At 56.0% G+C, this 19,464-nt stretch carries 15 protein-coding genes; 6 read left to right on the forward strand and 9 right to left on the reverse strand.

All coding sequences use genetic code 11. From position 1 onward, the window contains the following. Positions 1-163: 163 nt before the first annotated feature. The 3 genes from DMG62_04420 to DMG62_04430 form a co-directional block, all read right to left on the reverse strand. Positions 164-868, reverse strand: a complete 705-nt coding sequence (locus tag DMG62_04420) for an adenylate kinase (GenBank protein PYY24255.1) — start codon at positions 866-868, stop codon at positions 164-166. 70 nt (positions 869-938) lie between these two features. Continuing rightward, positions 939-1,676, reverse strand: coding sequence for a hypothetical protein (locus DMG62_04425; GenBank protein PYY24256.1), 738 nt, complete (start codon positions 1,674-1,676; stop codon positions 939-941). Continuing rightward, on the reverse strand, positions 1,639-2,499 hold the full coding sequence (locus tag DMG62_04430) for a hypothetical protein (protein PYY24257.1): 861 nt from the start codon (positions 2,497-2,499) through the stop codon (positions 1,639-1,641). Before DMG62_04430 ends, DMG62_04425 begins: the two co-directional genes overlap by 38 nt. Positions 2,500-3,074: 575 nt before the next feature. On the opposite strand from DMG62_04430, the gene DMG62_04435 reads away from it, so the two are divergent. Both DMG62_04435 and DMG62_04440 read left to right on the forward strand, forming a co-directional pair. Beyond that, positions 3,075-3,779 carry a hypothetical protein gene (locus DMG62_04435; protein PYY24258.1) on the forward strand — a complete coding sequence of 235 codons (705 nt, stop codon included), beginning with the start codon at positions 3,075-3,077 and terminating at the stop codon, positions 3,777-3,779. A 448-nt stretch (positions 3,780-4,227) separates the two neighbouring features. Continuing rightward, positions 4,228-5,205 (forward strand): hypothetical protein, encoded by a 978-nt coding sequence (locus DMG62_04440; GenBank protein PYY24259.1) that lies wholly within the window; start codon positions 4,228-4,230, stop codon positions 5,203-5,205. 164 nt (positions 5,206-5,369) lie between these two features. On the opposite strand, the gene DMG62_04445 is transcribed toward DMG62_04440, so the two are convergent. Further along, positions 5,370-6,392 (reverse strand): acetamidase, encoded by a 1,023-nt coding sequence (locus DMG62_04445; protein PYY24260.1) that lies wholly within the window; start codon positions 6,390-6,392, stop codon positions 5,370-5,372. A gap of 216 nt (positions 6,393-6,608) precedes the next feature. On the opposite strand from DMG62_04445, the gene DMG62_04450 reads away from it, so the two are divergent. Next, positions 6,609-7,907 (forward strand): hypothetical protein, encoded by a 1,299-nt coding sequence (locus DMG62_04450; GenBank protein ID PYY24261.1) that lies wholly within the window; start codon positions 6,609-6,611, stop codon positions 7,905-7,907. Positions 7,908-7,991: 84 nt separating this feature from the next. On the opposite strand, the gene DMG62_04455 is transcribed toward DMG62_04450, so the two are convergent. From DMG62_04455 to DMG62_04470, 4 genes are all read right to left on the reverse strand, one after another. Continuing rightward, complete coding sequence (locus DMG62_04455) at positions 7,992-10,898, reverse strand: hypothetical protein (GenBank protein ID PYY24262.1); 2,907 nt, start codon at positions 10,896-10,898, stop codon at positions 7,992-7,994. 210 nt (positions 10,899-11,108) lie between these two features. Then, positions 11,109-11,654 (reverse strand): hypothetical protein, encoded by a 546-nt coding sequence (locus tag DMG62_04460; GenBank protein ID PYY24263.1) that lies wholly within the window; start codon positions 11,652-11,654, stop codon positions 11,109-11,111. 503 nt (positions 11,655-12,157) lie between these two features. After that, positions 12,158-12,796 carry a hypothetical protein gene (locus DMG62_04465; GenBank protein ID PYY24264.1) on the reverse strand — a complete coding sequence of 213 codons (639 nt, stop codon included), beginning with the start codon at positions 12,794-12,796 and terminating at the stop codon, positions 12,158-12,160. A 223-nt stretch (positions 12,797-13,019) separates the two neighbouring features. Then, positions 13,020-13,208, reverse strand: a complete 189-nt coding sequence (locus DMG62_04470) for a hypothetical protein (protein PYY24265.1) — start codon at positions 13,206-13,208, stop codon at positions 13,020-13,022. A gap of 47 nt (positions 13,209-13,255) precedes the next feature. On the opposite strand from DMG62_04470, the gene DMG62_04475 reads away from it, so the two are divergent. Next, a complete protein-coding gene (locus tag DMG62_04475; protein ID PYY24266.1) occupies positions 13,256-13,990 on the forward strand; it encodes a flagellar motor protein MotB in 735 nt (244 codons plus the stop codon). Positions 13,991-14,238: 248 nt separating this feature from the next. Here DMG62_04475 and DMG62_04480 read toward each other — a convergent pair whose 3' ends face one another. Beyond that, positions 14,239-14,871: a TetR family transcriptional regulator gene (locus DMG62_04480; protein ID PYY24267.1), complete on the reverse strand. Its 633-nt coding sequence runs from the start codon at positions 14,869-14,871 to the stop codon at positions 14,239-14,241. 101 nt (positions 14,872-14,972) lie between these two features. Between DMG62_04480 and DMG62_04485 the strand changes: the two genes are divergently transcribed. Then, on the forward strand, positions 14,973-18,149 hold the full coding sequence (locus tag DMG62_04485; protein ID PYY24268.1) for an RND transporter: 3,177 nt from the start codon (positions 14,973-14,975) through the stop codon (positions 18,147-18,149). Then, on the forward strand, positions 18,131-19,408 hold the full coding sequence (locus DMG62_04490) for an efflux transporter periplasmic adaptor subunit (protein ID PYY24269.1): 1,278 nt from the start codon (positions 18,131-18,133) through the stop codon (positions 19,406-19,408). Before DMG62_04485 ends, DMG62_04490 begins: the two co-directional genes overlap by 19 nt. The last annotated feature ends 56 nt before the right edge of the window (positions 19,409-19,464 follow it).

The raw sequence follows: 19,464 nt of genomic DNA on the forward strand, positions 1-19,464 counted from the left end.
CAGAGAGAGGACGTGGGTCCGGGCACCCTCGCTTGGGGTGTTGCAATATTGTAATTTCGCGATTTTATGATCAGGCGATTGAAAAGTCGCGAACCCACAGAGTTATGACGTCACACAAGGCAGAACACCCGGCGAGGGGCGCCCGGGTCCGCGTTCTCTGGACTCAGAGAGCGCCCTTATCTAATGCTCTAAACAACTGGTCCGTTACTTGCTCCGGTGCGGAGTCTCCACTGATTTCTATCAGAATCCCACGCTGGCGGTAGTAGTCACTGAGCGGGAGTGTGTCGTTCTCATAAGCCTTTAAGCGCGTGCCGATCGCTTCTTCGCTGTCGTCTTTACGAAATGTCAGCTTCGAACCGTCCCGATCGCAAACCTCATCTACCTTCGGCGGATTGGTGTACATGTTGTAGATGGTTCCACAAACGGGACATGTACGCCGTCCCGTAAGACGCTTTAGCAGCTTGTCATACTCGACAGTGATCTTGATCACCCGTAGCGGCAGCTTTGACCCACGTGCAGCCAGAAATCCATCGAGCCATTCCGCCTGGCCGACGGTACGGGGAAAGCCGTCGAGGATGAATCCGCGAGCGCAGTCCGGACGGGCGAGACGTTCAGCGACCATGTCACATACCAACTGGTCCGATACTAGTTTGCCGGAATCCATTACCGCTTTTGCTCTTTTCCCGAGTTCAGTTCCAAGCTTTACGTTTTCGCGCAACAAATCGCCCGTAGAGATCTGGGGAACGCCGTAGCGTTCCACAATCTGTTTCGCTTGCGTGCCTTTGCCGGCGCCGGGAGCGCCTAGAAGAATGATTGGTCCGACCGCGCGTGCGGCGTAGTCAGCCACAGAAGTTGCAGGAGTATTCATGAAAATAGAGTTCCTCGTGGGCGCTACGGCCCGGTATGAACCTGCGTCAGACGGGGATGGCGCTCTTTCCCTAGTTTAATCGGTTCTCGATCGACTCCACGACCGTCTCCACGACTTTCACTCGGGCGTAACTCTTGTCGTTCGCTTCGATGACGGACCATGGTGCATGGGGAGTGCTGGTCCGAACCAGCATGTCTTCGACGGCAGCCGTGTATTCAGGGATTTTCGCCCGATTGCGCCAATCTTCCTCGGTGAGTTTGTACTGTCTGAAAGGGTCGAGCTCCCGATTCTGAAAGCGGCGCAGTTGCTCCTCCGGAGTGATGTGGAGCCAGAATTTGCACAGCACCATGCCGAACCCCGCCTGATGCGATTCGAATTCGTTGATCTCCTGATAAGCTCGCTGCCATTCAGCATCGGTTGCGAAGTGCTCCACGCGCTCCACGAGCACTCGTCCGTAATAGCTGCGATCGAAGATCGATACGTGCCCAGTTCGCGGCAAGTCACGCCAGAAACGCCAGAGGTAGTGATGCGTCTTCTCCTCCCCTTGCGGAGCTGCATAGCTTGAGACCGAGAAACCACGCGGGTCGAGCATCTCCGTGAGACGCTTGATGGCGCCGCCTTTGCCTGCGGCATCCCAGCCTTCGAAGACGCACAATACTGACACTTTTTGCCTGTAAATCTTGAGTTCCAGCTTGCGGAGACGCGACTGAGCGCTCTTGATTTGCTCGCCGTACTCGGATTTGGAAAGCTTCTTGCTTATGTCGAGCTTCTCAAGCATTGGCAACCTCCGCCTCGAGATGACCACCATTCACTCGAGAGCGTTTGCCGCGCTTTTTTGCGGCGATCTTATGGACTTCCTCAATGATCTCGGTCGCCTGACCCGGCCTTTCCTCCCGGCCTCGTTTGTCCACCTCTTGCTCAATTGTCTGTGCGAGCACTTCAAAAATTCTTACTGCCGCCCAACGTTGGTCGTTGGCTTCGATCACATGCCATGGGGCATAGCTGGTTTCCGTTCTTGCCAGCATTTCTTCGACGGCGGAGACCCATTCCTCGTAGTCGCGATGCTGCCGCCGGTATTCCTTGGTAACTCGCCACGCCAAATTGGGATCTGAAAAGTATTTCTTAAAGCGCCGCTTCTGTTTCTTTTTGGAAATATGCATCCAGAACTTGATGACTAACTGGCGATCATCGGTAAGCCAGCGCTCGAATTCGTTGATCTGCTGGTATGCGATCAGCCATTCGGACTTCTTGATCTTTTTATTGCAGCGATCCTCCAGCACCTGGCGGCACCAGCCATGGTCGAATACTGCTATTTCGCCGTAGTTCGGGAGCGCAAGCTGATGACGATGCAAGAAGTGATAACGCTGCTCAAGCGGTGTCGGCGGAGTGCCAGCGACAACCCGAAAGAGGCGCGGATCGAGCTTCTGAGTCAGCTTGCGAATGACGCGACCTTTTCCGGCTGCGTCCCATCCTTCGAGGCAGACGATCGTAGTAACGTTGGCAGCCTTAGCGGCATATTGCAATTTGCGGAGCCCCTCCTGAAGCTCGGGCATCGCCTTCCGGTATGCGCCTTTCGAAAGACTTTTCTTGAGATTGACGGTTTCCAGCAATTTCTCAAAACCTTTGACCAAGAATGGGCGAGTGTACTCGCGCCCTCAGGAACCGCGCAAATTCCTGGCGCGCACGCGAAAACAGGGACATTCTGCGTGTTATATGGTGCAGACACCCTGCGAATTTGCATTGCACTTCCCCGGATGCATGATCTTCCTAACGTGCTCCAATTTCGATCCATGGCGGTCTTCGGACTCATCTTCGTGAGTCTGGTGTTTTTGAAACGCTGTGGTCTTGTTGCCAGCATCTGCGGCGATCCCAAGCGAGCCTGCTCCTTGCCACCAGGACAGTTCAACACCAGCACCTGTCAGTCACCCTCACTCCAATCATGACTGCTGCACACTAGGCCACAATCGCGCTTTACCGTCTCACGCAGCAAGTGTTTCGGGATTGGTGTCTACGTCATTCACGCAAATCAGTCCAGATATCCATTTGATTGATTCCCAACGTTGCTCGTCGCCGGATTTCAACGATTCCGGTCCGCCGGGATCAGCGCCACTCCGAATCTAGCCAATACCACTCTTTGCTCTGAGCGTCTCAGCGAAAGCTAGATGCCTGCCTATTTGTCGCCAGAACAGAATCCTACGGAGGGAAAGTGCGAAAAATCGCGTTAGTTCTCGCGCTCACCGCAGCTGCGGCGATGCGATTAGAGGCTCAGGGTTCGAGTGCCGGCTCGGAAATGTCACAGCAGATCGACTCCAACCATGCCATGCACCACATGCGCGGCGACGATCACGACATGATCAACATGCAGTCCGACTCGCTCCTTCAGCTTATCGAGCACCATGCTACCGCCGGCACCGATGCCGAGCCCAATTCAACTCCGGGCAACATGATCATGACCATCAAACGCGACTGGATGCTGATGTTCCACGGCGTTGCCTTCCTGGCCGACACACAGCAAACCGGCCCGCGCGGACGCGACAAGTTTTTCTCGACCAACTGGATCATGCCCATGGCGCAACGCAGACTAGGGCAGGGAACACTCACCTTCCGTACGATGCTCAGCTTTGAGCCGGCAACCATTTCGCAACGCCGGTATCCGCTGCTCTTCCAAAAGGGAGAGACGGCATTCGGAAAGCCGATTGTGGATGGACAGGAGGGCGTAGTCCTCGAATTCTCCAATTACTACTGGATGAATTTCATGGCTTTCGAACCAGAAATCCAGATTTCTCCGCAAAGCGGTGTTGTCGGTGGGAAGGAGCATCGGCACTCCATTCAGACACTGCGGAAATTTTTCTTTCAGGCGTTTCGCAATCCGTGGAGATGCAGCGAACGAGATGCCGCACTCCCCGAGTAGGTGCGCGTAGGCACGGATCTTCAGGTTCGCATCGACTGGGGAATCGGAAAGAACCACATCGAGTTCATGCGTGCTAATGGCAAGGCTGTCCATTGATTTCGAGTACGTTTCATGACAAGTAGCTCCTTCTTATTTGAGAACACATTCACTAAATTCCGAAGGGACCGCGAGGTCCCTCCGTTTCCGATTCCGGCCGCTTTTCTCCCCATTGGGAACTAGCGAGTGAAACGCTCAGTATTTGCGGACCGATAACGGGATTGATCAAGAGTTGCACCGCCGTGCTGCAGTCGAGCGAATCTCGAGTCAGAAGTTCCGCTTTTTGAGATTCTGTCCTGCTATCTCAATAGACGCTTATGAGACTGTTAGGTTCTTTAGATAAAAAGGAAGAGATACTTAATATTTGATTAATGGAGCTGTAAGTTGCGTCTCGGTGCTCCTGCTGTGTAAGGTGTCTCCCGTGCGCGCGTTTACTTTCATGACGGTTATTGCGTTTCTTTATATTTCTGCCGTCGGACAGACTGCGCGTGAGCGATTCTGGCTCGCTGGCCGGTACGATGGGAACCGAGTACTCGTCTACTTCCAAGGCGTAAAGTTCAAACACACTATCCCGCCAAATGCCCGCCGCCTTCCGGACGCCGTAGTTGACGGCTTCTTTGATCAGGTTGAACTTCCTGCAGACTACATCGCGCACTTCCAGAAGGGACCGGACGCAGAGCACTTTGCGATGGGAGACCAATACGACCTGTTAATGGGGGACGGAAGGGCTGTTCCGGTTACGGTGAGTGCGCTTCTGGGAAGCGAATCAGACGAGGATGTTGGCAATGATTCTTCTATCGGAGCGATTGCTACAGTAAACAATCGGAATGACCTATTGTCGAGCCGCGGTTATTACCTTTTACGGCGTCATCAGAACGTGCCGGACGATATCGCAAAGCCCGGTTCCGATCAGGTATTCGCGAGCCTTGTGGATGAGCCGGTTCGGAGCGACATTCAAAATCGAATGGCTTCGCTGCTCACTGGTCGCATGAAGACGATGGCAGATGCAGACCAGCGCCGCGAAGCGGAGCGAGTCCCGCCGGCTCTTGCCGTGCAGCCGTTCCGTGTTGCAGACGGTAGTCTCCGATACTACGTAAGGGCACAGTGGAAATCACTCGGGAAAAAAGATGATTCATCCTACCTTCTGGCGGCATGGATGACGTCGCAACCAGCACTGCACATACTCGCCGTTGAGACAACCACTGCCAATTACGGCTTCGAGTCTGACCTGCCTAAACTGCTCAATGTCGTTGATCTCGGTCGTGGCAGGACTGCGATTATCGTTTCCTCAAAAGGCATCGACTCCAGATCACTCGATCTGATGGAGTATCGCGACGGCCTAAGCCTGAGGCACATGCCGTCTCTGGATTCGGTCGGTTGTGGGGAATGAAGCAGCATCTGGCTACCCATTCTCCGAAAGTTGGATTAGGGCAGGCAATCAAAATGAACGGAACCACCTGCCGTAGCGGGTGTTGATGTTGGAGTTGTCGTCGACGCAGTACGAACTGCAATGGAAGGACTAAGATTGACAGCCGCTACCGAAATCACCACCCGCTACCGCGAGGTGGTCCCGAAAATGCTCTTCGGCATCATGACGTGCATGCCTTTGTTGCCGTCGACCAGCTCCGTGATGTCTACATCTCCAGCGACGCTGGTCAACATGTAGGCATCGTCGCGACTCAGGTGTTTTTCGGCAACCAGGAAGTCAATCATCTGGCGCACGGCGATGCGCGTGGCTTCGCTTAGGTCGTCGTCGAATCCCATGCTGATGTAGCACGTCGGTGTCTCGGCACGCGGGTACCTTACCTTCAGATCCGTGCGCACGATGAATTGCAGGGTTCCGGTTAGGGAAGTCTCGAGCGCAGTAATGTCGACTTCACCGTTGCCTTGTCCTGCGTGGCCATCGCCGATCTCGAACAATGCTCCTTTCACGTGAACCGGCAGGTAAACGGTGGTGCCGGCTAAAAGCTTCTTATTGTCCATGTTGCCGCCGTGGATTCCCGGGGGTGCGCTGCTGATTCGTCCATATGCCTTAGGCGGAGCAACTCCCATGCTGCCGAAGAACGGATGCAAGGGAAGCTCGATTCCCGGAGCGAAGCTCGCGACCATGCGCTCGCGGTTGAGTGGAATGATCTTCGTGCGGGCGTAAGGGAAGTCCTGCGTGAGAAATCCTGCGCCGGAGCGGAAGCCGTTGTATGCATATGGGATCGCAAGCTCGATCTTCTGGATGTGGATCTCGAGCGTGTCGCCCGGTTCGGCTCCATCGATGTAGACAGGACCGTTGAGGATGTGTCCCCCGGGACCGTGGCTGGTGATCTCCTTATAGATGTCGCGCAAATTCTGCTGCACCTGGTCGGGAGCGAGGCCCGCTTTCTCCAGGCCGGTAGGGCTATTTGTGAGTAACGTCTCGAAGGTGACCGTGTCGCCGGATTGGATGTGCAGCACAGGGATGGCCGCAGCATCGTAGTAGCCCCAGGCGACGGTCTTCGGCGTTGCCGCCAGAGTGTAAGTATGGTTGGACTGCGAGTAGAGGTTCGTGGACAACACAAGCAGACATAGCGCAAGGAACCGGTGCATGTTCCTCCTCAAAGAGTCGTGGACGGCGTGGCGACCATCATAGACGGGTTCAAGAGGTGCCTTCAGCGCTGTATAGAGAGGATCCGCTGATTCCTGGGGAGCAATTGTCAAGGCGGACAAAAGCGTTTTCTGCGGCCATTTTCGGGCTATGATGTCGGGCCAAACCGGTGTGAAGATTAATCTCATAAAGCACGTAGGTCGACTCGGGGAGAACGCATGCTGACGAAACTTGAAACAGAAAACTTCAAAGCCTTTGGGGAGCGGGTGAGCTTCGACCTGCGTCCACTAACGGTCTTGATCGGCGCCAATGGCAGCGGTAAGAGTTCTGTACTCGAAGCGATTGGCCTGCTTTCCCAGAATGCTGCTCCGCCCGAGGGTAGCCCAGAGTTCAAGTGGAAGGACCAGCATGTTGATCTAGGAACCACGGGAAGCTCTGCGTTTCACAAACCGGACCACGACCTGCATCTTTGGCTTTCGGTTGAAATCGAGGCCGGCGACTATTTCCTTAAATGGCTGCGAAAACACAATCACGACACGGACGCTGCAGCCGCGACTCTAGGCTATGGCGTTGGACATCGGCGAGGAAGCGGGGAATGGAAGCATCAGTTGGTTGTTGATGGCGAGACGATCGCCACCAATTCCACCATGCCGCTGGGACGTGGCCTGATAAAGAAAGGTCATGCGGCGCTTTTGGAGTGTACGCCCTCGCATTTATCCGAGCGCATGTTTGAGCCCGTCGTGAGTGGACCTGCGGTGCTCTCTCCCAAACTCTTCATGGGCACGCAGGCAATTGGCGGGCAGGCGGTGAATGAGCCGATGCACCATCGCTTCCTTACTTTTGGCCTGTTCACTTCTTATGTCGCTGGTTATCTCCGTCGGCGCGTATTCATGGTTGGACCAAATCGGCTCCCAACGCGCGAAGCGCCTCGTGCAGATTCCGCTCCCCTGAATGTGGGACGCCGGGGCGAGCGTACGATCACCGTTTTATCGGCGATGTTTGCCAGCCCGCGTCATCTTGCGCAATCAAGAAAGATCCAGCAGTGGGCGGAAGTATTCGGGCTCGGATCGCTGACCAGCGGCTGGGTTATGGAAGAGCTGCTGCATGCTGGATACCTCGATTCCGAATTCGAGACTCCCCTGGGCTTCGAGTCAGCCGGCTGCGGAGCACAGCAAATTCTTCCCATCATCGCGCAAATCTTCGCAGCTCCGGCCAACAGTGTGATCCTGATTGAGGAGCCCGAGGCGGGATTGCATCCTCAAGCTCAACGCGATTTGGCGAAGATGCTGTGCGATGCGGCAAGCCAGGGATTGCAGCTCATCATTACCACGCACAGCGAAACATTAATAAAGATGCTGGCCGAGGCCGTGGAGACAAATCATCTGCGCCGTGACGATCTCATTGTGTACGAAATTACGAAATCTCCGTCGGGTGCGAAGCCAACGAGAGTGCCGATGAAGGCGCGGAGCGAAGTTCCCGCCACTTTCGCTGCGAGTGCGGGACGGCTTTCGGCTTAAAAGTTCAAAAGCACGATTGGATTGGTCGAGAGAAAAGGGCGCGGATGGTTTGCCGCGCCCTTCTTCGTTCACCTCTCCCAATTCTTACTTGGGATCGGAATCCTTCCCGTGGCCGCGGTCCTGAAACTGGGAACTGCCACGAGCATTACCGTTTGAACCCGAATCTTTATTCGGCGCCGAGCGAGAGTCGGGTTGCGGCGAATGCCCAGATTCAGGGGCTCTCTGCGGCTGCGCCGTCCGCGGTGCAGGCTGTGATGGATGTGAATCGCCGCGATCAACCTGGGTTTGTCGCATCATCGTGTGGTCTTGCTGCGGTGCTGGTGGTGCGGCATTGCGATCGCTCGATGACGGCGAAGGAGACGGTGCAGGAGCAGGTGCTGGCCGTTCCATAACGGGTCGACGGGCACGCATCGCATCCGTCTGCTGAGAAGGCTGCTGGCCATCGCTTACGCGTGGATTCTCCTCGCGCTGCTTTGGAGCTGGATAATAGGCTCCCCCCGATGACGGTGCCTGATTGTTGTTGGAGTTGCCGTTGCCGTTGTGGCTCGGCGGACGTGGAACTTGCCGTGTATCCGAGGCGTCATTGCGTTGATTCCGATCCGAAATTGGATTCGAATTGCGCTGTGCCCCTCGGCCATAGCCGTTTCGTTCGTTGTCGTTTGCGCCAGGATTCTCATCACGCTGCTTGGGAGCCGGACTATTGCTGCCGGCGGAAACAGGCTGTCCGTTCTCGTTGCCTGCGCTGCTGTTTCCGTTATTGCCTTTATTGTTGCCATTGTCGTCCCGGCTGGGCGGACGGGGAACTCTCCCCCTGGCACCCCGATCGTCACCCTGGCTGACTTGCGAGTCGGGGCTATTGTGTTGTCCCTTGTTGTTGTCGGCGCGGTCTCCGACGGCATCAGGATTTTGATCGTGCTGCCTGGGTGCCGAGTTATATGCCGTACCTGAATTGGACTGGCCACGATCGTCGTTGTTGCCACGCGGTGGACGCGGGAATCGGCGTTCGCCAACGCTGTTGTCAGACTGTGAGCCGCCGTTTGCCTGATCGCCCCCGTTTACGCGCGGATTCTCATCACGCTGTTTCGGAGCCGGATAGTTGCCTCCATTGGAAGCTGACTGTCCGCGCTTATCGTCGTTCTGACTTGGCCGCTCCCAGCGACGTGAGCCTAGGTCGGCCGAAGCGTTATCGTCGTGTTTTGCATTGTCACGATCTGATCGGCGATTCGCATTTCCATGGTCGTCTGCGCGATCGCCATTGCGATAGCCAGGATTTTCGTCACGCTGCTTCGGAGCTGGATGACGATCGTCGCCCGCTGAAGCTGAGCGAGCGTGGTCGTCGCGGTCATCACGTAGAGGCGGCATCCGTCTGCGCAGACGATCTTCTTCATCTTTGTCGAGTGGGCGTCCGTGGTGATCTTCGAGATCGACACGTTTGGTCTCAAAGGGAACCGGGCGCTCGGGCGGTGGCAGTTTCATAACCACGCGTCGATTCATGAGCCGCTCAGGCGGCTCATGGAGGTCCCGGCGGCCTGCGAGTACGGAGTCATGTGACGGCGGAACTTGAGGGCCGTTCGTTACCCAGCGGTCGTGCGCGTCGTGCATGTCGCGATTGTGATCGATGTAGACATTCCGATCGATTCGCCGCGAGTTGATAATTACGTCGTTGTTGACGATCGTCGTCGCCGTCGTCTGATTGATGTAGCGGATGTTGTCAATACGAACGTTGTTGACGTTGTAATAGTTATTGGTGACGTACGTGATGTTGGTGATGCGCGTGTTGCTGACGTTTACCGTCTGAAAGTAGTTTCGGCTCACGCGGTAGTACGGGATATAAGGCTCACCGTAGCCCAATGGGAACCAGCCCACACCCACACCCACGCCACTTCCACCAATCCAGGCGACGAGCGCAGGCGCGTAGCAAGGACGCACGCTAACAGGACCAGGCACCCAGCCCCAGCGTCCGGTGATGAATACCCAACGCCCATAATGGAACGGAGCGAAGCCCCATGCCGCATCGTCGATCCAGGTCCAGCCCCAGGGCTCGATCCAGCCCCAGTGTCCGTAGCGATAAGGCGCCCATCCTGCTTCGACTCGAGTTGGGAACCAAACGCCGCCGTAGCTGCCGACTTCCCGCCACGCACCGTACTCATCCAGGTCTTCATATCCAATTACATCGGGTGAAACGTAGCGGACCGAAACGACACGGCCTTCCCGATCTGAGCGGACGCGGCACCATTCGTCGAATCCATCAAAGCGCGGAGCATGATAGGTCTGGTGCGCCAGTGACATTCCGCTGAAGAAGCGAACCTGGTGGTTCGATTCAATCTGCACCGCGTCGCCATCGCCGGTAGCGATGCCCTTACCTTTCCACACCGTGATTAGCGTTACATCGCCTTGCGAATCGACATCGAAGCGGTAGTCGCCCGAGTTCAGCAGCGTGAACGCCATGTTCGGCGTATCCACTTCATAGATCTCATGGTCACGAAGTCGCCCCACGTGCAGACTCAGAATGCCCTCGTCGAGCTCAAGCTGCACCGTGTTGTCGGAGAGATTAGTGAGCGTGAGGCTGGTTTCGCCGTTCATGCGCAGCGCCGCGCTGCCAAGGTGCAGTTCGGCACGCGAGTCTTTGTCAGTCCACAGACGATCGGCGGTTGTCATGGGGCGGTTGATGGTGGCGGTTGCCCAGTCATTGACTCCCCCGGGCTGCATCGACACTTCGCCGCTTATGTACTTCAAGCGGGCGACGCGAGACGGCGGATCGTCGCCGAATGCCATCACCGATGACGCCATGAACAACGATGCTGCGATAGTTCCAAAAGCGAATTGCCGCAAAGTTTGCATTGCCCCCAATCTCCTCTTCTTTAGTCCAGCCTGATCACTGCTTGCTGGCCGGTTCTTTTTTGCCCTGCACTCGTGACAACCCTCGAACAACCCGCCCTGTTGCGGCGGGTCCTTGGGATGAACACGATTACCTAAGTCATGGCTATGCATCGGTCATGCGCGACTTTAGCCAGGCTGCCAAATGGGCCGATTTTCCGGGGGAGGAAACTGCTATTAGTGCCGATGGGAATGAATTAAACGAGAGCCTTCCAGGGGATAGTGACCCGGCTCTACCAGAGTGGCAAATTACGGAAGGCGGTCACCTACCGGCACATATGGGAATTGGTATTGACCCGCAGCGCCCCGGGCACTCCGTGATGTCTATTTCGCCACCACAAAGCCGGATACCCGCCTTGTCGCGAGTGTGCTGTTGCCCTTTCGCGCCTGATGATCCGCTGCCGCAGGTTGCGGAATCCCTCGGTAGCCAGGGTGTTGAACTACTTCTGCGCCGAGATTCTCGTCGTGGTGCGATTGCCCAGCACTTGAGCTGTGGTGAGGAATCCCTCCGTAACCGCCACGATCCTGATTGCCTTGACTAGGGCTCTGGAGACCATCTACAAAGGCGGGGCTGAGATCGGCTTCAGTCGTTCGGCGCGGTAGACGCGGATACCGTTGCAAAAGGGAATTGTCGTCGTATTGGATCAGCCCACGATTCAGGCCATTGCGCACCGGAATTCCTTGATATCCGGCACGTTCGTTCTGCGGGCCAGCGGCGAACATCCGGGCCGCACCGTTAAAGAAGAGCGATGCTGCAAAGAGCCCAAGAGCAAAACGCTGCAAGATCTTCATAGTTTTCGTTCCTCGAACAGGCGAATTCGAAGAATTGAGCTCAGACTTGCCTTCTTCTGCTGAATGAGCGCATCTCATCTACGCGGAGCTTTGTGCGGATAATGAGCCCGCTTTGCAAGCCGGAGCAAATTACGGAAGGAGGGCCGCCACTTGGGGCAATCCGCTCCCGACTGACATTTCTGGCAGTGGAAGGATTGTGTCTCTATGGCTGCAATGTTTTGCAGCGGTTCAGACACAATACGTCTTCGGCTACTGCACGATTTTCATGTAATTTCTGGGTGTTTTTGCCCGGCCTACCAGTACGGTGCACGTGGGCATTTGATTGCAACTTCAATGGCAGGAATGGTTTCGTGAGGATTACGGTCAAGGGTATGTTGATTTTTTGTTCTCTGCTTGCCGGACTAGTCGCGGCGGAGGTGATGGCGGCTCCCAATGCACCGGAAAACATGTCTGGCGCGGGCGCTCCAGATGTTCTTTGGCTGGCCGGCACCGGCCGTCTAGCGAAATCGCACTCTTAAGTCAAATCAGAAAGAGATGCCGTCCCGAGTTGGGACGGCATTCTTCCTGTAAGAGTCTGACAGCTACTTGCCAGCTGCGCGACGTGCCTTCTTCGCGCCTTTGACTTGCAGTTCATTCACAACCTGGGTCACGTTAGGAATCTTCGCCGCCATCTTTTCGGCTGACGCCCTCTGGGCTGGTGTATCTACATCGCCTGTGAGGGTAATAACGCCATTGTTGGAATCAAAGCGGATGTGCTGGTTGTCCATTCCGTTCTCGGTCAGGGCTGCCTTGAAGTTGTCTTCGATGCCCTTATCAAGGTTCTTGTCGACTTTCTTGGCCTCGCCTGCGCTGCCTTCCGGCCGAACACCAATTTCATTCGCGACGATCAGCCCACCGGCGCTCTTGCGGGCGATGTCCTCGGCTTGAGTCTTCTCTTCGTCCGACTTCACATCGCCGGAGAGGGTTATAACCCCTTTGTCCTTGTCTTCGGTGACTTTTACGTCGCCCAGATTGTTGGCCTTGAGGGAATCCTTGATCTGATCGGTGACGTCCGGGGTGTTCGCCTTTTGTTGCGAGCAGGCGATGGTAAACACCGCTGCCAATAGAGTGAGTAAAGCTAAAACGCGGGCAATTCGCATGGAGTGTCTCCTCCCGAAACTTAGTTGTGTTTTGAGTTGCGCACCCATGGAAGCGATAAACCGATTCCAGAGCTGCGTCACCCACGGGAGAGTCTCCCGGCGGTGCTTTCTCAAAGATGCCGTCTCTAGTCGGGGGGAGGGCTAAGGCCCGGAGGAAAGCCTTCTTGATATGCGGGATTCAAGAACTCTGTTCTGACGGCTAGGTCTCGAATGCTCTTGTTTTTTCTTCATGAATTGCCCAACTTTTGCAATTGTCATCGGCTCCTCCACGTCAACGTGAGCAAAGCAGAGCTCTGTAAAAATTTTATGGCGGAGGCATTTCCGCGCATCTCCGGCCAGAGGTGCGCAAGGACGCATCCAACTTCATGGGCTGTAAGCCCATGAAAATACGACTGTCCACCAATCCGATTCCCTTGTTCAACTTGGCAGCGGCATTGCTAGTGGTGAAGATAAGAAGTTTGCCAGCGGGCTGCTGGCCACCGTCTTGTCCCACGCTTGGAAGTTCCGGGGTGTAGGGGTTAGGGGTTAAGGAGCCAAGAAATGATTGTCAATCGCTCATTGTTAATTGTCGTGGCGGGCGCGGCGATGGTCTTCAACGCCGGATGCGCCACCAAGAAGTATGTGCGCAACGAAGCTGCGCCAGTAATCAACAAGACCAACGAACTCGACGACCTGACTGCGAAGAACACGCGCGACATCCGGGACGTCGATACTCGCTCTCAGCAGGGAATTCAAGGTGTAAATGACCGGATCGCTTCCGTCGATCAGAAGGCGCTCGCTGCTGGTCAGGCAGCCGATCAGGCGAACCAGGCCGCCACTCAGACTTCAGGCAAAGTCGATGCACTAACCAACACCGTAGCCAATCTCGATAACTATCGGCCAGTGGCGGAGACCTCGGTGCACTTTGCTTTCAACAGTGCCGTACTCAGCAAGAAAGCCAAACAAGCTCTCGATCAGCTCGCCAACGACATTCCGAACACAAAGGGATATGTAATCCAGTTGATTGGTGGGACCGACTCGGTGGGTGGCTCTCAGTACAACTACAAGCTCAGTGAGATGCGTGCGGCGGCGGTTGTTCAATACCTTGCCAGCCAGTACAACGTGCCCGCGTACAAAGTCTACGTGGCGGGATTGGGCAAGGATAAGGAAGCTGCGTCTAACCGCACCGCCAACGGCCGTGCCCAGAATCGGCGGGTCGACGTGCAGCTCATGACCAACGTGCAGGAAAACACTGCTGCGCAAAACGTTACTCCGGCTGCCCCCAACAGCCGGTAAGTCTTCCTCGACACCCCGAGGAAGCCCCGGAAGGGCCGTTCCGAATGAAATCGGAATGGCCCCTTTTTATTTGTCTCAATCCTAAATCTGCCTACGTGTTCCGGCCGCCCTCGGCCGGTCTGCGGCATACAAGTGCAGCGGACTCTATTTCGACGACGTCAAGTTGGTTTAGTTATTGGTTTTTTTAGGCCGCCTTGGTTTTGCGAACGACTTACGGGCCCAGGCGGCCGGAACCACGGAACCATAGACTACTCGCGTTTCGCAGCGCCGTCGAAGACGAGAGCGACAACCTGTTCCACGTAGTCTTCAGTGAGCCCCGTCTGCCGAATCAGAAAGCGCATATACAGCGAGCCGTAAAGGATGTCGAGTGCCAGATCGAGGTCGACATGTTCCGGCAACTCACGACGCGCCATGCCGCGGCGGAGTGTCTGGTAGGCCTCTTGCCGGCGAGGCATCATGAAGCGGTCGCGGAATGCCTGGATAAGCTCAGGATCCGACTGGCCTCCGCCGATGAGTGCCGCCACGATTCGTCCACGACGTCCGCGCAGGATGCGCACCAGATGTTTCATTTGGATGCTGACGTCGTTGCGCACAGATCCTGTATTGGGAAAGCGCAATTCCTCGTCCGCACTGCGTGAGAACGCCTCGGCCACAAGCGATGCCTTGTTGGGCCACCAGCGGTAGACGGTAGCTTTGCCCACATCGGCGTCGGCAGCGATCGCTTCGATCGACAGGTCCGGGAATCCCATCTCCTGCAAAAGCTTCAGCGTGCTGCGCAAGATGGCCTTGCGGGCGTCCTCGCTGCGCGGCCTTCCCGGAGCTCGCTTCCCACTACTGGCCCTTGCTTCTGCGCTCTCCACGGGAGCGTAGGTTTGCGGCATAAGATCACGTTAACATAAAATAAATCCGATACGTTCTGTTTCGGAATTAAAATAAGAACTTACCACTTTAGTTGCAGAATTGACCGGGGGTCTCTCGTTCGATGTGGATAGTGTCGTTAGCCTTACGGCGGCCTTATACCTTCGTGGTGATGGCGCTGTTGATTCTGATCCTTACTCCCATCGTGCTTCTGCGCACTTCGATCGACATCTTTCCCGAAATCAATATTCCAGTCATCAGCATCGTCTGGCAGTACTCCGGCATGCAGCCGCAGGAGATGGCCGACCGTTTTCTCAGCAACACCGAGCGTGGCCTGACGACACTGGTAAACGACATTCAGCACATCGAGTCCGTTGCCTTGCAGGGACGGGCCATCGAGAAGATTTATTTTCAGCCCACGGCGAACCTGCAGATGGCCATCGCTCAGGTAACCGCTGTCTCGCAGCAGATGGTGCGCCAATTACCCCCGGGAACGCAGCCGCCCTTAATAATTGTTTATTCGGCATCAAGCGTTCCCATCGTGCAGGTCGGCATCAGCAGCAAAAGCATTCCCGAGCAGGAACTCAACGATCTCACGCTGAACTTTGTTCGCTCTCCTTTAACAACGGTCAAAGGCGCCGCAATTCCGTACCCCTACGGTGGAAAAGCGAGAGTGATCGCCGTCGACCTGGACACGCAGGCTCTTCAGGCGCACGGGCTGACTCCGGTAGACGTAGTGAATGCGGTCGACGCGCAGAACCTGATTCTTCCCTCCGGCACCGCAAAGATCGGCGGCCTGGAAATGAATGTGCGCATGAATGGCAGCACGCAGACAGTTGCCGAGCTGAACGATCTCCCTATCAAAACCAAGAACGGCGCGACGATCTATGTGCGTGACATCGGACATGTACGCGACGGCTTCACCCCACAGACCAACATCGTTCGCCAGGACGGAGTACGCGGCACGCTGCTGAGCATAATGAAGAATAGTGGCGCCTCGACCCTGGACATTGTCGCTCAGATCAAAGCGCGCTTGCCTACTATCGCCGAAAGCCTGCCTCAGGACCTCCAGATCAAAACACTCTTCGATCAATCGCTATTCGTCAGAGGTTCGATTCAGGGAGTGTTGCGCGAGGGCGCCATCGCTGCCGTGCTTACGGCGCTGATGATATTGCTGTTTCTGGGCGATTGGCGGCCAACTGTAGTCATTACTGTTTCCATTCCTCTCTCGATCTGCGTCTCCATCATCCTGCTGAGTGCCCTCGGCGAAACGATCAACATCATGACGCTCGGAGGGCTCGCTCTAGCCGTCGGAATCCTGGTCGATGATGCGACCGTCGCGATCGAGAATATCGAGCGCAACCTCGCCATGGGCAAAGACATGAAGCAGGCCATCCTCGATGGCTCACAGCAGATCGCGCTTCCGGCCTTTGTCTCAACGATCTGCATCTGCATCGTGTTCGTGCCTATGTTTTTCCTGACGGGGGTGGCCAAGTATCTGTTTGTTCCTCTGGCTGAGGCGGTTGTATTCGCCATGCTGGCGTCGTATTTCCTTTCGCGAACTCTCGTCCCAACCATGGTGCTGTACATCATGCGAGGACACGAGCACAAAGCGGCCACGCCGAAGACGATCCTCGGAAGGCTCCAGCGTGGTTTTGAAAGCGCCTTCGAAAAGTTTCGTGAGGCTTACCGGGATCTGCTGGGTAACGCGCTGGAGCACCGCAAGATATTCGCGGCGGCCTTTCTCAGCTTTTGCGTTTTATCTTCTGGACTGATCTTCTTTCTAGGCCAGGATTTCTTTCCTGCGGTCGACGCCGGAGTTTTCCGTTTACACGTGCGTGCGCGTGCCGGTACTCGGATCGAAGAAACAGCGCGCCTCTGTGATGAAGTCGAGAAGGTACTGCGGCAGGAAATTCCCAGAAACGAACTGGTAACCATCCTCGACAATATTGGTTTGCCATTCAGCTCAATTAACACCACCTACAGCACCAGCGGAACAATAGGCACCTCCGATGCCGAGATACTGGTCTCTCTAAATCAGGAGCATCATCACCCCACTGCAGATTACGTAAAGAAGCTTCGCGAGGATCTGCCGCTCTATTTTCCCGGCACGGAGTTCTTTTTCCAGCCCGCCGATATAGTGAGTCAGATTCTGAACTTTGGCCTGCCTTCACCCATTGACGTTCAGGTGATTGGCCGCAATCTCAACGGGAATTACGCGATTGCCGAGCAAATCGCGAACCGGATGCGCCACGTGCCAGGCGCCGCCGACGTGCATGTGCAGCAGTTGATGAACGGCCCTGCAATCGACCTGAACATCGACCGCTCGCGGGCCAAGGAAGTTGGACTCGACCAACAGGACGTTGCGCGCAACCTGCTGGTCTCGTTGAGTGGCAGCTTCCAGACCGCGCCAAGTTACTGGCTGAATCCGGAAAATGGAGTCACGTACAACGTTGCCGTTCAGACTCCCGACTATCGCCTCGACTCCATGCAGGCCCTCATGAACACGCCGGTTAGTTCGTCGTCGGCGCCCTCACCACAAGTGTTGGCGAATCTTGCGACGATCAAGCCGAATACGACTCCCGCAGCGATCTATCACTACGACATCACGCCCGTAGTGGACGTCTACGCCTCGGTTCAAGGACGTGATTTGGGTGGATTGGCTAGCGACGTTCGCGCAGTACTGAAGGAATTCAATGGCAAACTGCCGCGAGGAACGCACATCACGCTTCGAGGACAGGTTGAAACCATGACCTCATCCTTCGTAGGACTGGCCTTCGGACTGATCATGGCAATCGTTCTGGTTTACCTGCTAATTGTGGTGAATTTCCAGTCCTGGCTCGACCCATTCATCATTATTACTGCACTGCCGGGCGCGCTGGCCGGCATCATGTGGATGTTGTTGCTGACGCACACGCGCATGAGTGTGCCCTCGCTTACGGGCGCGATCATGTGCGTGGGAGTTGCCACGGCAAACAGCATTCTTCTGGTTTCGTTCGCGCGCGAGCGCATGGATGCCGGACTTCCGGCGTTTCAGGCGGCCATGGAAGCTGGGTTCACTCGCATCCGTCCCGTGATCATGACCGCTCTGGCAATGATCATCGGCATGGTGCCCATGGCGCTGGGGATGGGCGAAGGCGGCGAGCAGAACGCGCCCTTGGGCCGCGCCGTCATCGGCGGCCTGCTCTTTGCCACCGTGGCGACTCTGTTTTTTGTGCCAGCGGTCTTTACAATGATTCACGGACGCAAGTCTGGGCACGTGATAGAACGGGCAGCACCAGAATGGGTTCACGAGGAGTAGAGACAAGATTGGGAAAGGAATTACAGGAAGACGTGAGTTATCCCGAAGTCATTAACTTTCCGTCGGAAACGGAACACCCGTCCGCCAGCCGTCCGCCGCAGAACAAGTCGGCACGGAAGGCGGGATGGATCGCAGGCGCAGTCATCCTCGTCTTGGTCATCGCCGGCGCTATAACGATCGCGAGCAAGCTGGGCGAAAAGAAAGCTCTCGCAGCGGAGACAGAGCGCCTCGCGATTCCAAATGTCACGGTCACTCATCCTACGCAGGAACAATCGCACGAGGAACTGGTCCTTCCCGCCACTGTGCAGGCATACAAGGAATCTCCAATCTACGCGCGCACCAACGGATATGTCCTGCACTGGTACAAAGACATCGGCTCACACTTGAATAAAGGTGACTTGCTCGCCGACATCGACACTCCGGAAGTCGACCAGGAATTGCTGCAGGCACGCGCGACTCGCCAGCAGATCCAAGCCCAACTGGGCTTGGCGAAGAGTTCGGCAGAACGCTGGCAGAATCTGCGCAAGAGCGACTCCGTCTCGCAACAGGAAGTTGATCAGCAGGTCAGCGGATATCAGCAAGCGCAGGCAAATCTTGCGGCCGCAGACGCGAACGTGCGCCGGCTCAAGCAGATGGAGTCGTTCAAGCACGTGTACGCGCCGTTCGGCGGGGTGCTTACGAAGCGCAATATCGATGTTGGCGCTTTAATCAACGCCGGGAACACGGGATCTGACAAGGAGCTGTTCGATGTGGCGCAGGTCGATCCGCTCCGGGTGTATGTCAACGTGCCGCAGACTTATAGCCCTGCCATTCACATCGGCATGAAGGCATTTCTCGAGCAGCGCGAATATGCGGGTCAGCAGTTCGAAGGAAAGGTCGTGCGAACCTCCGAAGTCATTGATCCCTCGACGCGGACTTTGCTCTCTGAGATCGATGTTCCCAATCCGGGAGGAAAAATTCTGCCCGGAGCCTACGCTCAGGTGCACTTCGCGGCAAAGATCGATGCTCCACGGTTGACGATTCCGATCAACACCTTGCTTTTCCGACCTGAAGGTCCGCGCGCGGCGGTTGTCGATACCGATAATAGAGTTCATCTCCGCGCGGTAACCATCGGCCGCGATTACGGCAGTTCAGTCGAAGTGGTTGCTGGACTTCAGGCTGACGATCAGGTGATCGTGAATCCGGCGGATTCTTTGGAAGAGGAACAGCAAGTTAAGGTGGCTACCAGCAAAGCGGGAGCGCAGAAGCAGGGAAGCTAGAAGAGAACCTCCAAGGATGAAAAAAGGGCAGCCGCTTCTGGCTGCCCTCTTTAATT

Source organism: Acidobacteriota bacterium, assembly GCA_003225175.1.
GTDB lineage: Bacteria > Acidobacteriota > Terriglobia > Terriglobales > Acidobacteriaceae > Gp1-AA112.

What these genes read in the sequence shown, in the direction of transcription:
- DMG62_04420 (PYY24255.1), bottom strand. Translation starts at nt 868, where the DNA reads ATGAATACTCCTGCAACTTCTGTGGCTGACTACGCCGCACGCGCGGTC.
- DMG62_04425 (PYY24256.1), bottom strand. Translation starts at nt 1,676, where the DNA reads ATGGTGGTCATCTCGAGGCGGAGGTTGCCAATGCTTGAGAAGCTCGAC.
- DMG62_04445 (PYY24260.1), bottom strand. Translation starts at nt 6,392, where the DNA reads ATGCACCGGTTCCTTGCGCTATGTCTGCTTGTGTTGTCCACGAACCTC.
- DMG62_04450 (PYY24261.1), top strand. Translation starts at nt 6,609, where the DNA reads ATGCTGACGAAACTTGAAACAGAAAACTTCAAAGCCTTTGGGGAGCGG.
- DMG62_04455 (PYY24262.1), bottom strand. Translation starts at nt 10,898, where the DNA reads ATGCATAGCCATGACTTAGGTAATCGTGTTCATCCCAAGGACCCGCCG.
- DMG62_04460 (PYY24263.1), bottom strand. Translation starts at nt 11,654, where the DNA reads ATGAGATGCGCTCATTCAGCAGAAGAAGGCAAGTCTGAGCTCAATTCT.
- DMG62_04475 (PYY24266.1), top strand. Translation starts at nt 13,256, where the DNA reads ATGATTGTCAATCGCTCATTGTTAATTGTCGTGGCGGGCGCGGCGATG.
- DMG62_04480 (PYY24267.1), bottom strand. Translation starts at nt 14,871, where the DNA reads ATGCCGCAAACCTACGCTCCCGTGGAGAGCGCAGAAGCAAGGGCCAGT.
- DMG62_04485 (PYY24268.1), top strand. Translation starts at nt 14,973, where the DNA reads ATGTGGATAGTGTCGTTAGCCTTACGGCGGCCTTATACCTTCGTGGTG.
- DMG62_04490 (PYY24269.1), top strand. Translation starts at nt 18,131, where the DNA reads ATGGGTTCACGAGGAGTAGAGACAAGATTGGGAAAGGAATTACAGGAA.